The following is a 16,507-nucleotide window of genomic DNA, read 5'->3' as shown; positions in this document are numbered from 1 at the left end:
TAGCTCTGTGGCATCCCAAATGATTTCTGGTATGCTGTAGCCACTTTTATCAGTACGAGATACCCCATGAAACGCTTTTTACTCACACTGGCTTTTCCCCTATTTTTCGTGGGCTGTGCCAACAACCCCACTCACATGGCATTTAGCCCACAAGTACCGAACATCACCCAGCATAGCTACAATGCAACACCTATTTCTTTAGACACTGTCGATGCCCGTAGCAACGAATATGTCGCACGTTTTATGGAAGAAGGCACAAAAACTCGCCTTGTTGGCCCGAGTGAACCGCCACAAATGCTGCTCGATGAAGTCTTCCGTAATGGATTCTCCCAAGTCGGCTATCAAATCGATCCGGGTGCCAGCAGCTCAGTCCAGATCCAGCTGCAGGAATTACAAATGGATGTCACTAAAAAGACCTTCGGCTATGAAGCTAAGCATAGCGTTGTCATTTCTGTTCAGGCACGTAATTCAAGCCAAGAACTCAACAAACAGTACCGTGCAAAGGGCACCCTTAAGGGGCCGTTAACTCCTGATTTTGCGAGTCTTGAAATGGATATGAATAAATTACTTGGGCAACTCACTGGGGAGATTTTAAATGACCCTGAGCTGAATCAGTTTCTGCAACAATAGTTGCAACGTCCAAGTTCAATAAGGAGATGACTATGTTTCGTTGGCTATCCGCACTGGTTATTCTATGCAGCAGCTTTAACAGCCTTGCGGCGATCGACATTCAAAAAGATACCCTGTATCCCCAAGTCGAATTTGATACCAGCCTAGGTAAAATCGTGGTTGAACTCGATAGAACCCGCGCCCCTATTACCGTAGATAACTTCCTAACCTACGTTGTGAAAGGCGAATATAATAATACGATTTTTCATCGTATTATCAGTGACTTTGTGGTGCAAGGCGGTGGCCTTAACCCAAAAATGGAAGAGCTGCCGGAGGGAGAACCTATCTTCAACGAATCGGGCAATGGCTTGACAAACAGCATGGGCACCATTGCGATGGCCCGAGAGAATGAGCCACATTCTGCCACCCGCCAGTTCTACTTTAACGTTGCAGACAATACTAAGCTTGATCCTTCACGTCGCCGCTGGGGTTATGCCGTATTTGGTGAGGTAATCCAAGGCAGAGAAGTCCTCGAAGCCATGGCCGTCGTTGAAACATCCACCAATGCTAAACTTGGTTGGCCGGATGTGCCAGTTACCCCTATCATATTGAAAACTGCAAAGTTATTACCGAAAAAATAAGGCAAAAAAAATCGAGCAAAAGTACCAAATTGGAATCTATACTCTAATGGCAATAAATAAGGAGGCAACGATGACAATCGAAGAGTTCATCGATAATAAAGCGCCCCAACTTGCTATGTATGGAAAAGCCTTTTTGAGCAATGAGCTCGAATTCCATGAAGTCCAGCTTTATCTTTGGGATACGCTCGAGGAATGGCAGTTACTCATTCCACACAGCGAAGCGCAATCGGAAACCGAAAAAGTCTTTTGGCACTTACTCAACAGCTTTAGTAAGTGGCCTGACTGGATGATCCGAGGTAATCAGTATCTGCGTAAACAGATCCATGATTGTTGTGATTTTCTCAGTATCGGCGGTCAAATGCCCGTAGGTTGTATTGGCATTAGACCTTAAATCCCAATTGGTTTTTAACCTGAAAAAGACCCAGTTTGCTGGGTCTTTTTATTCCACTCATCAATTGCTGCCTATTAAAACTCCGCCCTTCAAATGGATAAGCGTTAATCCTTGAACCCACAGGCCCCTTACCCGTAAGCTAGGCCTATTCGATTTTTCGGCAGATGACTATGTCCGCAACAGGAATTGCCCAACGCACTCTCGACGCCTTAAGCGTATACCGCCATAAGCGGGTGCTAATTTTACTCTTACTCGGTTTTTCGGCGGGTCTGCCGCTAATGCTGGTATTTTCCACCCTCTCCTTTTGGCTACGTGAAGCGGGTGTTGATAGAACCTCTATCGGTTACTTCAGTTGGATAGCCCTCGCCTATGCCTTTAAATGGGCTTGGTCGCCACTGGTCGATAGGCTTTCAATACCGATATTAACCCGATTGATGGGTAGACGTCGCAGCTGGATGCTGTTTGCCCAGCTAGTGCTGGTCTCAGCCATCGTGGGAATGTCGATGAGCGATCCCCTAGCCGATCTTAATCGCTTGGCTATCTTCGCCATGCTGGTCGCCTTCGCCTCGGCAACCCAAGATATTGTTATCGATGCCTTTCGAATAGAATCTGCCCCAGAGAAGATGCAGGCAGCATTAGCTGCTGCCTATCAAGTAGGCTATCGAAGCGCCATGATTGTCGCCACCGCTGGCGCGCTCACTATTGCCGCCTGGGTAGAACCTGGTAATGACGAATATAATCTCAAAGCGTGGCAAATTTCCTATGCCGTGATGGCGGCATTGATGTTTGTTGGGGTGCTCACCACCCTATTTAGCCGAGAGCCCGTTGTAGATACCAAGGAAGCTGACGACACCGAACTGGCATTAAAACAAAAGTTAAGCCAGCGCTACCCTAAGCCCATTGCAGCAAGTCTTTCATGGATTTATACCGCCAGCGTATTGCCCTTTATCGACTTTTTTAAACGCTATGGTCGCAGTGCATTGCTGATATTGCTGCTGATTTCATGCTATCGAATTTCGGATATCGTGATGGGGATTATGGCGAACGTGTTCTATGTAGACATGGGATTCACCAAGGAAGAAATTGCCTACTTAAGTAAAATATATGGTCTTATCATGACCTTAGTCGGCGCCGCATTTGGGGGCATTCTGCTGGCACGCTTTGGCACTATGAAGATCCTATTTCTAGGCGCGCTGTTAGTCGCTGTGACTAATTTGCTGTTTGCCTATCAGGCAATGATAGGTCACAACGTGCCGTTTTTAACTATTGCCATCTCGATAGATAATTTTAGTGCGGGCATCGCCACCGCCGCCTTTATTGCCTATTTATCGAGTCTTACCAGTAGTGGTTACAGCGCCACTCAATACGCGCTGCTGTCATCGATTATGTTGCTATTCCCTAAGTTTATTGCTGGTTTTTCAGGAGCCTACGTCGATACCTATGGCTATGTAAACTTCTTTGTGGGCGCGAGTATTATCGGCTTTCCTGTGCTGTTACTTATCCATCTGGTCAATAAATACGTGCCCCATGGCATACCAGCAAAAAGCGTTTTAACAGATGAAAACCAAGTAAGTTAACTCGATTTCGATGCCATAAAAACAAAAGCCCCGATGCCATACATCGGGGCTTTTTAATGCTTGGATTCTGCCCTAAATAATTAGTCGCGGAAGTTATTAAACTGGAATGGCTGACCTAAATCAGACTGACGAACCAGAGCCATAACAGATTGCAGATCGTCACGGGCTTTACCGGTCACACGGACAGTATCGCCTTGAATTTGCGATTGCACTTTCAGTTTACTGTCTTTGATCATTTTGACGATTTTTTTAGCGATATCGGTTTCGATACCTTGCTTGAAACGCACTTTTAGCGAGAAGGTCTTGCCACTGTGAACCGACTTGTCATCAACATCCATGGTCGATGGTTCTACATTACGTTTACTTAACTGAGTGCGTAAAATATCCACTAACTGTTTGCACTGAAAATCATCTTCGGCGGTTAAAGTGACAACATGATCTTTATAATCGATGCTGGCATCCTTACCACGGAAATCAAAGCGACCACTGAGTTCACGGCGTGAGTTTTCAACCGCATTACGTAACTCAACCTCGTCAACTTCAGACACAATATCAAATGAAGGCATAGTTGCCGCCCCTTAGGTAATTGTAAATGCCCATAGTTTACCCACTCCCTCCCCCAAGTTGAAGGTTAACTTAACCAAAGGGTGAAAAACGCTGCAGAAGGATGACTTTAGCGCCGCATTTACCTATTATTGCCTCAATCCTCGATAAGAACCCTGATGTTGTGATAACAAGAAGAAACCTCTTTAAAATTGCGCTAGCCATCGCCTTCGTGTCGATTAGTTATCTGGTATTTTCCAGACCCAGCTATCCGCAGAATATTCCTAATCTCGATAAGATTGGCCACCTTGGCAGCTTCTTTTGCCTTTCCTATCTCACCTTCTTAGCCTTTAAACCCAAATGGTACTGGTTAGCTTCGGTGTTAACTGGCTACGCTATCTTAATTGAGTTAGTTCAATCCCGCTTACCTTACCGTAGTGCTTCCATGGCCGATGTGGTTGCAGATCTTGCCGGAATTGCTCTGTTCTATTTTTGTCTTTGGGCTTACGGTAAATATTTCACTGCCGCCAAACTGCAGGAAGAGTAATGCAAAGCCATAGAGAACATGACAGTCAGCTAGGTTTAGGCAGCCCCGACATCGCCATTCTTGGCGCAGGTGCAGTCGGTCAACTGATTTGTCATCAACTCTGGGCTTCAGGCATATCTGTGGGCTTTCTCGCCAGAGAGCCAAGCACTCATCTCTGGCAAACGTTAAGCTTTTCAACAACGTGCAGTGCCAGCCCTTCGACTTTAGCGGAGCAATACCGAGTCCCGATAATCGCTACGGATAGCGATTCCTTAGCTAAACTCAGACTCCTTATTGTTTGCGTAAAAGCCTATCAGGTGATGGAGGCAGTAACGCCTTTTCTCGAAACACTCCCAAAAGACTGCCATATTTTGCTGCTCCACAATGGCATGGGCCCACACTTAGCCCTCGAGCCGCTCTTAGATGGCCGCGGCCTTAGCCTTGGCACCACTTCACAGGGTGTACTGCGCCAGTCTACTTGGCAGATAACACAAACAGGCCAAGGCTTAACTCAACTCGGTCACTTTACGGGACCTGAGCTTGAAATTGGACTAAGCAAGGCGTTAATCGCTGCCATCCCCAATAGTGAGTGGGTTGAGGCAATTATTCCCTGTCTTTGGCAAAAACTCGCGGTCAATGCCGCAATTAATCCCTTAACCGCCATCAATCAATGCACAAATGGAAAGCTTGCGGAAGCACAGTTTAGCGCGATGATTACTGATATTTTGGATGAACTGCATTGGGTTGCAGAGCACGATGGTATCTTGCTCGATAAATCCTATTTGCAACAGCGAGTATATCAGGTTATTCAACTGACTGCAGAAAACTTCTCTTCCATGCACCAAGATGTTGCGCATAAACGCCGCACTGAAATCGACCAAATTAATGGCTATATTTGCGAGCGAGCAAGAGTGCACAACTTGAGTGCACCCACGAATGAAAAAGTGTGGCAGCAAATCAAGCAGCTCGAAGCTAAGTATTAGCTAATCAACCTAGGCCTGATAGCGATAAAATAGCCAGTTTACTGGGCTTAAGAGCTTCACAACTCAGCCCCTCTAAAATTCACCACCCATAGCAAATCAAACCCTCTCTTAAGCTCTGCACTGTTCTTGCATAACCCATTATAAACCCTACCAAAACGAAGCAGTTGAACGCACCACATTGGCGCAGACACACCTTTAAATGCACTCATTTGTGGCAATCAATAGGGCTATTAAGGTGCATAGAGTTGTTAACGCTATGATATTAAATACTTTGCATTAATGGCCTGATTTCTGCTTTATCCGCCCAACGACAACCCTAAGTCAGTTGGAGAATGAAGTTGAAACTGATCACCGCCATTATAAAACCCTTCAAAATCGATGATGTTCGTGAAGCGCTGACCCAACTAGGCATCCATGGAATGACGGTAACCGAAGTTCGCGGCTTTGGTCGCCAAAAAGGGCATACCGAACTTTACCGCGGTGCAGAGTATGCAGTCGATTTTCTCCCTAAGATGAAACTGGAAATTGCCATTCTTGATGAACAGGAAGACGCAGTGATTGAAGCCATAATCGAAGCAGCCCATACGGGCAAAGTTGGCGATGGTAAAATCTTCGTGACGCAACTTGAGCAAGTCGTTCGGGTACGTACTAAGGAAGAAGGAGTGGATGCGGTATGACCTTTGCTAACACCTTATTACGTCTAGTGCTGTTACCCGCATTAAGCGGGTTTACAGGCTCGGCCTTTGCCGATGAAGTGCAATTTAGCGGCGCCAATACGGCTTGGATCTTAAGCTCTTCAGCCCTAGTTTTACTGATGACATTGCCAGGTCTTGCACTATTTTACGGCGGCTTAGTTCGTAGTAAGAACGTACTTTCTATCCTAATGCAGTGCTTCTCCATCGCTGCCATTGCCTCAGTACTGTGGTTTGTACTTGGCTACAGCTTGGCATTTAGCGAGGGGAATGGCTTTATCGGTGACTTCAGTAAAGCGCTACTTGCCGGCATCGACCGTGATAGCCTTTTCGGCGATATCCCAGAACCCCTTTTTATGCTGTTCCAGATGACTTTTGCGGTCATCACCCCAGCGCTGATCATCGGTGGCTTTGCCGAGCGGATGAAGTTTTCGGCGGTATTAGTGTTTTCAGCCGCATGGCTATTGTTAGTCTATGCGCCTATCACCCATTGGGTGTGGGGCGGCGGTTGGTTAGCCCAAATGGGTCTCTATGATTTCGCTGGCGGCACCGTTGTGCACATTACTGCAGGCGTGGCAGCACTTGTGGCGGCCAAAGTGTTAGGACCACGTAAGGGCTTTTTAAACTCAGCGATTATGCCCCATAACCTGACCATGACAGTCACAGGCGCTGGCCTTTTGTGGGTAGGTTGGTTTGGCTTTAACGGCGGCAGCGCCCTAGGTGCTAATGGAACTGCGGCCATGGCAATTTTAGCCACCCACCTTGCGGCCTCAATGGGCGCCATTACTTGGGCGGGTATCGAGTGGTACAAATTCGGTAAGGCCAGTGCATTAGGTATAGTAACGGGTATGGTTGCAGGCTTAGGCACTATTACCCCCGCATCGGGCTATGTCGGCCCTGCTGGCGCGATTGTGATTGGGTTACTCGGCGGTATTGTATGTTTCTTCTCGACGGTTTATATCAAGCAAAAGCTAAAAATCGATGACTCCTTAGATGTGTTCCCTGTCCATGGTGTAGGCGGTATCTTAGGTACCTTATTGGCAGGGATTTTCAGCTCAACACAGTTAGGTATTTTCAGTGGTTATGGATTTGCCGAAGGTAACGAAACCATGCTAGAACAACTGTCGGTGCAAGCCATTGGTGTGGTTGCCACCTTTGCTTACACCGCCATCGTTAGCTGGTTGCTGTTTGTGATTATAGGCAAATTGCTCGGCGGCCTTCGTGTTAGCACAGAAAAAGAGGTGAATGGCCTCGATATCTCCGAACATGAAGAATCGGGATACAGCCTTTAACGGTTAAGGTAACGTCTTAATCTAGATAGTAAAAAGCCCCGAATTACGGGGCTTTTTACATTGAGCAAAGTTATTTGCTGGTATCGATTGGCGCGAAGGATTTCACTAAATCATCGATAGCCTTCATTTGCGTCAGGTAGTTTTCTAACCGATGCAGTGGTAGCGCGCATGGACCGTCACATTTAGCATTGTCCGGATCCGGGTGAGCCTCAATAAACAGACCCGCCAAACCTAACGCCATACCACTACGGGCAAGTTCAGTTGCTTGGGCACGACGACCACCAGCAGAATCTGAGCGTCCACCTGGACGTTGCAGCGCGTGTGTCGCATCGAAAATCACCGGATAGCCAGATTGCTTCATTTCATCCATACCCAGCATATCAACAACCAAGTTGTTGTAACCAAAGCATGAGCCGCGCTCACACAGGATAATTTCGTCATTACCCGCTTCGTTAAACTTAGTAATGATATGGCGCATTTCGTGCGGCGCTAAAAACTGCGGCTTTTTCACATTGATGATAGCGCCGGTTTTCGCCATCGCGATAACCAGATCAGTTTGACGCGCTAAAAACGCAGGCAATTGAATAATATCAACAACTTCAGCCACTGGCGCACATTGATAAGTCTCATGCACGTCGGTGATCAGCGGCAGATTGAAGGTCTTTTTGATTTCTTCAAAAATCTTGAGACCTTCTTCCATGCCTGGACCACGGTAAGAATTAATTGAAGAGCGATTCGCCTTATCGAAAGAGGCCTTAAACACATAGGGTATACCCAGTTTTTGGGTCACTTCGGCATAGGTTTCTGCAATCGACATCGCCAGATCGCGGGACTCAAGCACGTTCATCCCACCAAACAATACGAAGGGTTTATCGTTAGCGATCTCGATAGAACCTAAGTTAATGACTTTATTACTCATCGCAACTTCTCTCTACAATGCTGGAACACGGCCAGCGATAAACGGGAGCTAAGACAATTATACCGCAACGGCCTGCAATAACTGACCACATAGCCACGCCATATAAGTGCCAAGCGCATAACCAAATACGGCTAATAACACCCCAACAGGCGCTAGTGCGGGATGGAATGCTGCCGCCACAACGGGCGCCGAGGCCGCACCACCGACGTTTGCCTGACTACCGACGGCCATATAAAAGAGCGGCGCTTTAATTAACTTAGCAATCAGTAACATAAATCCGGCGTGCACTATCATCCAAATAATACCCACTAGGAAATATAGTGGGGTATCAAGCACCTTGCTCACATCCATATGTAAACCTATGGTGGCCACTAGGATATATAGGAATGCCGAAGCCACTTTTGAAGCCCCCGCCGCCTCTAAATGACGCATTGGACTAAAGGACATCGCCAATCCAATAGTGGTAACAATCACCACTAACCAAAAGAATTTAGAGGTTAAGCTGTAATCCTCAGTCCAAGGATAGTTAGCCTCAAAGTAAGGGCCGAGGAAATCGGCGCCAACGTGGGCAAGACCCGTAATACCAAAACCGACAGCAACAATCAGCATCAAGTCACGTAGGTTCGGAATACGCGCATTTTCAGCATGGTACTGCTCAACCTTATTCTTTAAGGTCTCGATTGCTGTCGTATCTGCACCGGTTTTGGCATCGATTTCCTTAGCTTTCGATGCCATAAAAAGCAGCACCGCCATCCAAATATTGGCCACAATCACATCCACTGTCACCATTACAGAGAAGATATTGCCACCCACTTCATAGATTTCTTTCATCGCCGCTTGGTTTGCGCCACCGCCAATCCAGCTACCTGCAAGGGTCGTCATGCCGCGCCAAACTGCATCAGGGCTATCGACACCAATCAGCGAGGGGTCGATAAATGACACTATCAATAGTGCCGCAGGGCCGCCGATCACAATACCGACCGTCCCCGTGACAAACATGACTAAAGCCTTAGGGCCAAGACCTAGAATCGCTTTTAGATCAACACTTAAAATCAAAAGCACCAAACAGGCTGGCAGCAAATATCGCGAGGCAACGTAGTAAAGCTGCGAAGTTTTACCATCGATAATACCGAAGGTATTGAGTAATGAGGGCAGGAAATAACACAACAGTAATGCGGGTACAAAACGGTAGAAGCTCTGCCACAATGGATGACGGCTACTGCTAGTGTAAAAAACGAATCCCAGAATGGTCGCCAGTATCCCAAGCGCGACGGCGTCATTGGTAACTAAAGCTGTGCTGGCCATGTCTCAATCTCCCTGTTTTAACAGTTGTTATTGTAGTTAGCGTAATTTCTGCACTGCTGACTCAAGACAACCTTCCTAGTTATCGGTCAACATTAAAGCGCAGATATAAGAAGAGCCATTTAAGGCTCTTCTTATGAAGTTTTAATGATAGGTTTCAGCGTGCTCGCTTAGCTCCTTGAGCTGCATCTTCACAATCTCGACTACGGGATCGTGCGGGCTGTTATCCACAAAATGCTGCAAATCTGCCGCCGCGACATTGATGCAGCCTAGCTGCTGCGCGATAAACGCGCGCTCGCGATTTAAGTGCACATCGTCGCTGTGCCATTGCAGCAGCAAGTTACAACATTCCATCGCTGCCTCGAATTGATGAGAGACTATGCTGCCCGCCTTCATCTCATGCAGCATGCGAGAAATAATCTTCTTGACGCTGGCACCTTTGAGGTAACTTGGCTTCATCTGCGCCGCATTGCCCAGCTCGCCCCGCACTAACACATGTAGCTGATGTTTGCTCAGCTCATTGCCGGTAAGTGGGTCGATGTAGCGGATCTCACCGTCAATCTTGCTGCGCAGCACGGTATTCCCCGGCAGCAAAATCATCTCTAATTCGAGATCGAGCTGCTTAGCAAGTAGCATCAACACCACGCCTAAGGTCGTGCTATTGCCCTGCTTAGTGATAAGGCAAGTGCCTAAATCCGACGCTTCAACACTGAAGTAATTATCGCGGACGCAAAAACCGAGATCCTGATAGAACCAACGCAGCAGCGCATTGAAGCGCTGCTGTTGGTTAACCAAATAATGACTTAACACGGCTCCTGCTATTTCAAACCAAGCCTGTTTGGCTGCATTCACGTTTGAAAAGCCAAGGTGAGCACCTACATCCAATGCCGACTCGGGCAAAGCGATGCCATCTTGTAGAGTGTATTTACCCATTAACCCATTAATACCGCTTGTTTGAAGTGCGCTAATTTAGCCGCGTAAACTAACCAACCTAAAGCGCCTACGAAGGCGAAAACCTTGAACAGTTTGTTTCTGTTTGCTTTTATCGCGATAACACCAAGGATGATATAGGCAACCACGGCACCGATTTTCTCGGTCAACCAAGGATCCACAAAGGGATATTGCTTAATCATAAAGCACAGAGTTAAACCCGATAACAGCAGAAAAGTATCGATCACATGGGGTGCTACTTTAATGAACTTCTTCCCCATCAGTGCAGACTGACGCAGATGTAACACAAAACGCACTACGAAAAACAACACGCTGACGGCAATTAACGTGAAATGCACATGCTTAACCGCAGGATATAGACTGTAAAAAGTTTCCATTGTAATTCTTATAGCCAGTGATAAAGGCGCTAGTTTACCCTAATCACCCCGCCAGACCAATGCCTAAAACACCTGATTAAGGTTCAACTAATAAACTCGGCAACTCACGCAAAATCTTAATTTTTGAAGGCGCTTTACAGCAAGTTTGCACAGAAGTCCAAAGCGACGCCTAACCTATCTGAACAACGTCTATCCAACTAAAAACAATTAAAATCAGAACTTAATTTCAAGGCGAAAAGATACACCATCGCATAGGAGTTGCCGAAGAACGAATAGGTAAATTGCGTGAGACTCTCATGAAGAAGCGACTCGCTTTCAGGGGTACAGGATGTACCATCGTAAGCGTTAGCAAATTTGACGATGAGATAGAGGGGATTTCATCTCTAGAATACGTCAAGGTGTATCAAAGAAGATAGGACGAGCAGTCCTCCTGAGTCGATTCTTGATTAAAAATCTGGGGTGAGGCCCTACAGCTTAACTTTAGCTTTTGTGGTTAATTAACAAACCAGTATCAAGATCAATATTCAATATGAATATTGGGTCGCAGCGCGGCCTAAATAAAAACGCCATTGGTCAAAAACCAATGGCGTTTCTCAACAGTGAGTAGCTGCGATTCAGTTGTTCCACTAAATCCCAATCAATCCCATCCATTTACCTAAAGTGCAGCGCTCATTACTGCCAAAATCCCGCACGGTCGCGACATTTTGATAACCAAGCTCGGTCAGCTTAGCTCTGAGTTTTACCGCCTGCTCAAAACCGTGTTCCAGCAGAATATAACCGTTAGGCTTTAAATAATCCCTAGCGGTTTTAGCGATATAGTACAAATCAGCAAAACCTTCATCGGCAGCGGTTAACGCGCTTTGGGGCTCAAATCGCACATCGCCCTGATTTAAGTGCTCATCACGCTCATCGATATAAGGCGGATTCGAAACGATTAAATCAAAATCCCGTGAAGTGATGGCGCTAAACCAATCACTTTGCAGGATCTCAACCTGTTCAAGTTTCAAGTTTGCTCGGTTCGCCTTAGCGAGTGCAACCGCATCATCAACCTTATCCACTGCCGTTATTTGCCAGTCAGCTCGCTCTGATGCCAACGCCAGCGCAATTGCACCGGTTCCGGTCCCCAAGTCAAGCACCTTAGCCTTACTCTCAAGTGGCAAGTTTAAGGCGGTTTCAACCAAAATCTCAGTATCGGGGCGTGGGATTAGAGTCGAGTCATTGACGATAAAAGGCAATGACCAAAACTCACGCTCACCTACAATATGGGCAACGGGAATACCATTTTGGCGCTTTTGCACCATCTGCTGAAATCGCTTCCACTGCTCGACTGTGAGGGATTTCTCCGGCCAGGTATACAGGTAAGTGCGATTCTTGTTGAGGCAGTAGAGCAGGAAAACCTCTGCATCCAAATGTGCAGATTCAGAGGTTGATGCTAACTGTACATAGCCCCATTGAAGGGCTTCGGCAATGCTTGATTGATCAGCCAAGATTACCCCTGCTCATCGGCAAGTGCGGCTAACTGGTCGGCCTGATGCTCCTGCATCAATGGGCCTAAGATCGCATCTAAGTCCCCTTCCATCACTTCGTTTAGACGATAGAGGGTTAAGTTGATGCGGTGCTCACTCACGCGGCCTTGTGGGAAGTTGTAGGTACGTACACGCTCTGAACGATCGCCACTGGCAACCAGACTGCGACGGGTCGATTCTTCAGCGCTGCGGCGCTTCTCATCTTCCACGGCTTGGATACGTGCGGCTAATACGCTTAATGCTTGAGCACGGTTTTTATGCTGTGAACGTTGGTCCTGACATTCAACCACGATCCCCGTTGGAATATGGGTAATACGAATCGCAGAATCGGTTTTGTTAACGTGCTGACCACCGGCGCCCGATGCACGGAAAGTATCGACCTTTAGATCGGCTGGGTTAATCGAGATAGCTTCAGCCTCAGGCACTTCATGCATCACAACAACGGTTACTGCAGAGGTATGCACTCGGCCCTGGGATTCGGTTTCAGGCACACGTTGTACGCGATGTCCACCGGATTCAAACTTGAGTTTACCGTAGGCACCGTCACCGCTTACTTTCACGATGATTTCTTTAAAGCCGCCGTGCTCACCTTCGTTAGAGCTCATAATTTCGAGCTGCCAACGGTTAGCTTCAGCATAACGGCTGTACATACGGAACAGGTCACCGGCAAAAATGGCGGCTTCATCGCCCCCCGCACCCGCACGAATTTCAATAAAGGCGTTGGTGTCGTCATTAGGATCCTTAGGCAGAAGAAGAATTTGCAGCTCGTCCTCTAAACGCTCGAGTTCAGCTTTGGCGGCTTTCATCTCTTCCTGCGCCATTTCGCGCATTTCCGCGTCATCTTCTTCGAGCATTTCCTTGGCGGATTCGAGATCAGCCTGTGCTTGCTGGTAAGCTTTAAAACCTGCAACCACTTCTTCTAACTGTGAATATTCCTTTGTTAATGCGCGAAAACGCTCCTGATCGGCGATAACGGACGCATCGCTGAGCAAAGCTAATACTTCTTCATTGCGCTCGAGCAAGCCTTCCAGCTTGCGGATAACGGATTCCTTCATTTAACTCGCTAACCTTAGTTTTTATCTAATCCGAGCACTGTTCTTAACTGGCCTAATGTATTCAAATCCCCCTGACGGCTCGCCACTGTCAGGGCTTGGGTTGGCGCATGAATGAGTCTGTTAGTTAGGCGATTGGCTAGTTCAATCAATACCTGTTCGGTGTCGCCCCCCTGCGCTAATTTATTCAGGGCGCGTTCCACTAACTCATCTTTTATCGCCATACTCTGGCTGCGGTATTCGCGAATACTGTCGACCGATTCTAAAGAACGCACCCAATCCATAAAGAGATAGGATTGTTCTTCAGTGATTAATTCAGCTTGCTCGGCGGCTTCCTTACGGGAAGCCTTATTCTGTTCAATAATGCTATGCAGGTCGTCGACTGTATACAGATACGCATCGTCCAAATCGGCGACTTCCGGCTCGATATCACGGGGAACTGCTATATCAACCAATAACATAGGTTGGTGTCGACGCTGCTTTAGCGCTTTTTCTACCATGCCTTTACCAAGGATTGGCAACGGGCTGGCGGTAGAGGATATCACGATATCGGCCTTAGGGAGAAAATCTGGTATCTGTGCGAGCGTAATTGCTGTTGCCCCGAACTCATCACACATGTTCTGTGCACGCTCTAAGGTCCGGTTTGCGACCACCATGGAGGTGACGCCATTGTCCTTAAGATGTCTTGCCACCAGCTCGATAGTTTCACCCGCGCCAATCAGTAGCACCTTGGTACTCGCAAGGGATGAGAAGATATGCTTCGCCATGCTAACTGCAGCAAAGGCAACCGAAACCGCTGCGGCACCGATTTCGGTTTCGGTACGGACTTTTTTTGCGACTGAAAAGGTATTTTGAAAAAGGCGGTCGATGGTTAGCGCGACAGTACCTGCTTCTTTCGCTTTCACAAAGGCTTGCTTCACCTGGCCTAAAATTTGTGGCTCACCCAAGATAAGGGAGTCAAGACCAGATGCCACCCGCATTAAATGCTTTACCGCAGCTTGGCCGTGGTAATTGTAGAGGCACGGGGCAACGTCTTTGTGATCAAGACCATGATATTCTTCAAGCCAATCAATGATATCGGCCTCATCGCCATTATTACAATACAATTCAGTGCGATTGCAGGTCGAGACAATAACGGCTTCACCCGAACGTGTACGACTAGCCAGACTCTTCATTGCGTCATGAATTTTGTCTGGAGAGAAGGCAACTTTCTCACGCAGGTCTACCGTGGCTGTTTTATGGTTAATACCGATTGCTACAAGGCTCATCTGACTCTTTCTAGATTCTTGGCGTCTCTTCTTAATTTGGCATTCTACTGAATTGCCGAAACTAAAAACAGAATACGCTTAACAAAACCGAATAAAGGTCTAACTTCTTACCTAAATTTTCTATCAATAATAGGTAAATGTGACATAGGCTCTCGAAGTTATCCCAAGTGACCATCCATGGAAATTTTACGTTTGGCATTGGTATTCTTTCCAAGCCCTCGTATCATAAGTACTTTGGTATATCAGTTATAGATGAATAATTTGAAGCGCTTCACAAATTCCATTTTCTGTTGTCTAGCCTTGAGCGGGCTGCTGTTTTTAGGTGGCTGTCAGACCCTTCCCCAGACTGAACTCAGCCCGATTTCTGTTAGCAGTGCTAAACAAGCGCAGGCTTGGGAGTTGCAGGGAAAACTCGCCATAAAAACCCCTGAAGACAAACTCAGCGCTAATCTCTATTGGCGTCACAGCGATAATCATGATGAACTCACCCTAACCACTATGCTAGGAACCACCATTCTCACCCTTGAAGCGACACCCAACTCCGCACACTTACATGTGGATGGTAAAGATTATCGAGATACCAACGCCCAAGCGTTGCTTAAACGAGTAAGCGGCTGGTCAATTCCAATTGCCGATCTGCCACTTTGGATTACAGGCCAAGCTGGCAAGACAGATATAGTCGAGGCCTTCGACGAACAGGGCCGCCCAAAACAGCTCACCAGTAATCAAACACACCTGCCTTGGTCAGTTAACTTCTTAAGTTGGCAAACCCAAAGCGGTGCTGCAGTCCCCTACCAATTAAAAGTTGAACGCAGCGATTTGCAACTTAAGTTTCAGCTTAACCAATGGCAAGCCCTTGGTAAACCTACAGTAATGCTTGGAGATAAGCCTTAGCATGCCCAATGAGATTTCACGTAACTGGCCAGCGCCCGCCAAACTTAATCTGTTTTTGCATATCAACGGCCGCAGAGCCGATGGCTACCATGAACTGCAAACCCTGTTTCAGTTCATTGATTGTTGCGACATGCTTGACTTTCAAGTCACCGAAAGCCCAGAACTGAGATTGCACTCCGACATGTCAGACGTTGTTGCGGATAGCGATAACTTAATTCTGCGAGCCGCAAAATCCTTGCAGCAATATACTGGTTTTAAGGGAGGGGCCGAAATTTGGCTCGATAAACACCTCCCCATGGGTGGCGGTTTGGGCGGTGGCTCTTCGGATGCGGCAACCACACTAGTCGCCTTAAATCAATTGTGGAACACCCAGTTGAGCACAGAGGAACTAGCGACCTTAGGGCTAAAAATTGGTGCTGACATTCCTGTTTTTATTCATGGTTTTGCCGCTTTCGCAGAAGGTGTTGGTGAACGCCTGCAAAGGGTTAATCCAAACGAACCCTGGTATTTAGTGATTGCCCCCGACGCCCATGTGTCCACCGCTGCCGTGTTCCAAGACCCGCATCTACCACGCAATACCCCTAAGCTTGCCATCGATACCTTGATGAGCCAAGCTTGGGAAAACGATTGCCAAAATCTAGTGGTTGCTCAATACCCTCAAGTTGCCAAGGCATTGGGCTGGCTGCTAGAATATGCGCCGTCGAGAATGACCGGAACAGGTGCATGCGTGTTCGGTGAGTTTTCTTCGCAGCAGCAAGCTCTCGCAGCCTTGGCGAAATTACCGTCTGATATGCATGGATTTGTTGCAAAAGGGATGAATATTTCGCCGCTAATTTCGCGAATTCAACATCCTTAAACTACTTTCTTCTAGAGTAACGAATTAAAGACAGCTCACGGTAATAACGCCCGTCCCAGCGTCTGGTTACTTTAGCCACTAAAATATAAAGCAAACGCCTGAGGTTCA

Annotated in this window: 18 protein-coding genes; 10 read left to right on the top strand and 8 right to left on the bottom strand. The window is 47.2% G+C overall.

Annotated features, from left to right (window positions below):
- Window positions 1-66: 66 nt before the first annotated feature.
- From K0H61_RS03360 to K0H61_RS03345, 4 genes are all read left to right on the top strand, one after another.
- Window positions 67-630: a YajG family lipoprotein gene (locus K0H61_RS03360; protein ID WP_220051356.1), complete on the top strand. Its 564-nt coding sequence runs from the start codon at window positions 67-69 to the stop codon at window positions 628-630.
- A gap of 32 nt (window positions 631-662) precedes the next feature.
- Entirely contained in the window at window positions 663-1,250 is a 588-nt protein-coding gene (locus tag K0H61_RS03355; RefSeq protein WP_220051355.1) for a peptidylprolyl isomerase, read from the top strand.
- A gap of 70 nt (window positions 1,251-1,320) precedes the next feature.
- Window positions 1,321-1,641: a hypothetical protein gene (locus tag K0H61_RS03350; RefSeq protein ID WP_220051354.1), complete on the top strand. Its 321-nt coding sequence runs from the start codon at window positions 1,321-1,323 to the stop codon at window positions 1,639-1,641.
- A gap of 170 nt (window positions 1,642-1,811) precedes the next feature.
- The gene (locus tag K0H61_RS03345) at window positions 1,812-3,218 is read left to right on the top strand and encodes an AmpG family muropeptide MFS transporter (protein WP_220051353.1); all 1,407 of its coding nucleotides are present in this window, start codon (window positions 1,812-1,814) and stop codon (window positions 3,216-3,218) included.
- Between the two features lie 80 nt (window positions 3,219-3,298).
- On the opposite strand, the gene K0H61_RS03340 is transcribed toward K0H61_RS03345, so the two are convergent.
- Complete coding sequence (locus K0H61_RS03340; RefSeq protein ID WP_220051352.1) at window positions 3,299-3,784, bottom strand: YajQ family cyclic di-GMP-binding protein; 486 nt, start codon at window positions 3,782-3,784, stop codon at window positions 3,299-3,301.
- Window positions 3,785-3,945: 161 nt separating this feature from the next.
- Here K0H61_RS03340 and K0H61_RS03335 point away from each other — a divergent pair, with 161 nt between their 5' ends.
- The 4 genes from K0H61_RS03335 to K0H61_RS03320 all read left to right on the top strand — a co-directional run bounded on the left by K0H61_RS03335 (window position 3,946) and on the right by K0H61_RS03320 (window position 7,254).
- Entirely contained in the window at window positions 3,946-4,308 is a 363-nt protein-coding gene (locus tag K0H61_RS03335) for a VanZ family protein (protein ID WP_220052437.1), read from the top strand.
- Window positions 4,308-5,270, top strand: a complete 963-nt coding sequence (locus K0H61_RS03330) for a ketopantoate reductase family protein (protein ID WP_220051351.1) — start codon at window positions 4,308-4,310, stop codon at window positions 5,268-5,270. The genes K0H61_RS03335 and K0H61_RS03330 overlap by 1 nt, the downstream gene beginning before the upstream one ends.
- A gap of 338 nt (window positions 5,271-5,608) precedes the next feature.
- Entirely contained in the window at window positions 5,609-5,947 is a 339-nt protein-coding gene (locus K0H61_RS03325) for a P-II family nitrogen regulator (RefSeq protein WP_220051350.1), read from the top strand.
- Window positions 5,944-7,254 carry an ammonium transporter gene (locus K0H61_RS03320; protein ID WP_220051349.1) on the top strand — a complete coding sequence of 437 codons (1,311 nt, stop codon included), beginning with the start codon at window positions 5,944-5,946 and terminating at the stop codon, window positions 7,252-7,254. The genes K0H61_RS03325 and K0H61_RS03320 overlap by 4 nt, the downstream gene beginning before the upstream one ends.
- Before the next feature lie 70 nt (window positions 7,255-7,324).
- On the opposite strand, the gene kdsA is transcribed toward K0H61_RS03320, so the two are convergent.
- From kdsA to hemA, 7 genes are all read right to left on the bottom strand, one after another.
- On the bottom strand, window positions 7,325-8,173 hold the full coding sequence (gene kdsA / locus K0H61_RS03315; RefSeq protein WP_220051348.1) for a 3-deoxy-8-phosphooctulonate synthase: 849 nt from the start codon (window positions 8,171-8,173) through the stop codon (window positions 7,325-7,327).
- 57 nt (window positions 8,174-8,230) lie between these two features.
- A complete protein-coding gene (locus K0H61_RS03310; RefSeq protein WP_220051347.1) occupies window positions 8,231-9,478 on the bottom strand; it encodes a DUF819 family protein in 1,248 nt (415 codons plus the stop codon).
- A gap of 141 nt (window positions 9,479-9,619) precedes the next feature.
- A complete protein-coding gene (locus K0H61_RS03305) occupies window positions 9,620-10,408 on the bottom strand; it encodes a SirB1 family protein (protein WP_220051346.1) in 789 nt (262 codons plus the stop codon).
- Window positions 10,408-10,803: a SirB2 family protein gene (locus tag K0H61_RS03300; protein WP_220051345.1), complete on the bottom strand. Its 396-nt coding sequence runs from the start codon at window positions 10,801-10,803 to the stop codon at window positions 10,408-10,410. Before K0H61_RS03300 ends, K0H61_RS03305 begins: the two co-directional genes overlap by 1 nt.
- Window positions 10,804-11,429: 626 nt before the next feature.
- A complete protein-coding gene (gene prmC, locus K0H61_RS03295) occupies window positions 11,430-12,290 on the bottom strand; it encodes a peptide chain release factor N(5)-glutamine methyltransferase (protein ID WP_220051344.1) in 861 nt (286 codons plus the stop codon).
- 2 nt (window positions 12,291-12,292) lie between these two features.
- Window positions 12,293-13,384 carry a peptide chain release factor 1 gene (prfA, locus tag K0H61_RS03290; protein ID WP_220051343.1) on the bottom strand — a complete coding sequence of 364 codons (1,092 nt, stop codon included), beginning with the start codon at window positions 13,382-13,384 and terminating at the stop codon, window positions 12,293-12,295.
- Window positions 13,385-13,398: 14 nt separating this feature from the next.
- On the bottom strand, window positions 13,399-14,649 hold the full coding sequence (gene hemA, locus K0H61_RS03285; RefSeq protein WP_220051342.1) for a glutamyl-tRNA reductase: 1,251 nt from the start codon (window positions 14,647-14,649) through the stop codon (window positions 13,399-13,401).
- Between the two features lie 252 nt (window positions 14,650-14,901).
- Here hemA and lolB point away from each other — a divergent pair, with 252 nt between their 5' ends.
- Both lolB and ispE read left to right on the top strand, forming a co-directional pair.
- The gene (gene lolB / locus K0H61_RS03280) at window positions 14,902-15,543 is read left to right on the top strand and encodes a lipoprotein insertase outer membrane protein LolB (RefSeq protein ID WP_220051341.1); all 642 of its coding nucleotides are present in this window, start codon (window positions 14,902-14,904) and stop codon (window positions 15,541-15,543) included.
- A 1-nt stretch (window position 15,544) separates the two neighbouring features.
- Window positions 15,545-16,399, top strand: a complete 855-nt coding sequence (gene ispE, locus K0H61_RS03275; protein ID WP_220051340.1) for a 4-(cytidine 5'-diphospho)-2-C-methyl-D-erythritol kinase — start codon at window positions 15,545-15,547, stop codon at window positions 16,397-16,399.
- The last annotated feature ends 108 nt before the right edge of the window (window positions 16,400-16,507 follow it).

The organism is Shewanella acanthi (assembly GCF_019457475.1).
GTDB lineage: Bacteria > Pseudomonadota > Gammaproteobacteria > Enterobacterales > Shewanellaceae > Shewanella > Shewanella acanthi.
The sequence above is the reverse complement of the archived record's forward strand: the minus strand, read 5'-3'. Positions and strand labels throughout refer to the sequence as shown.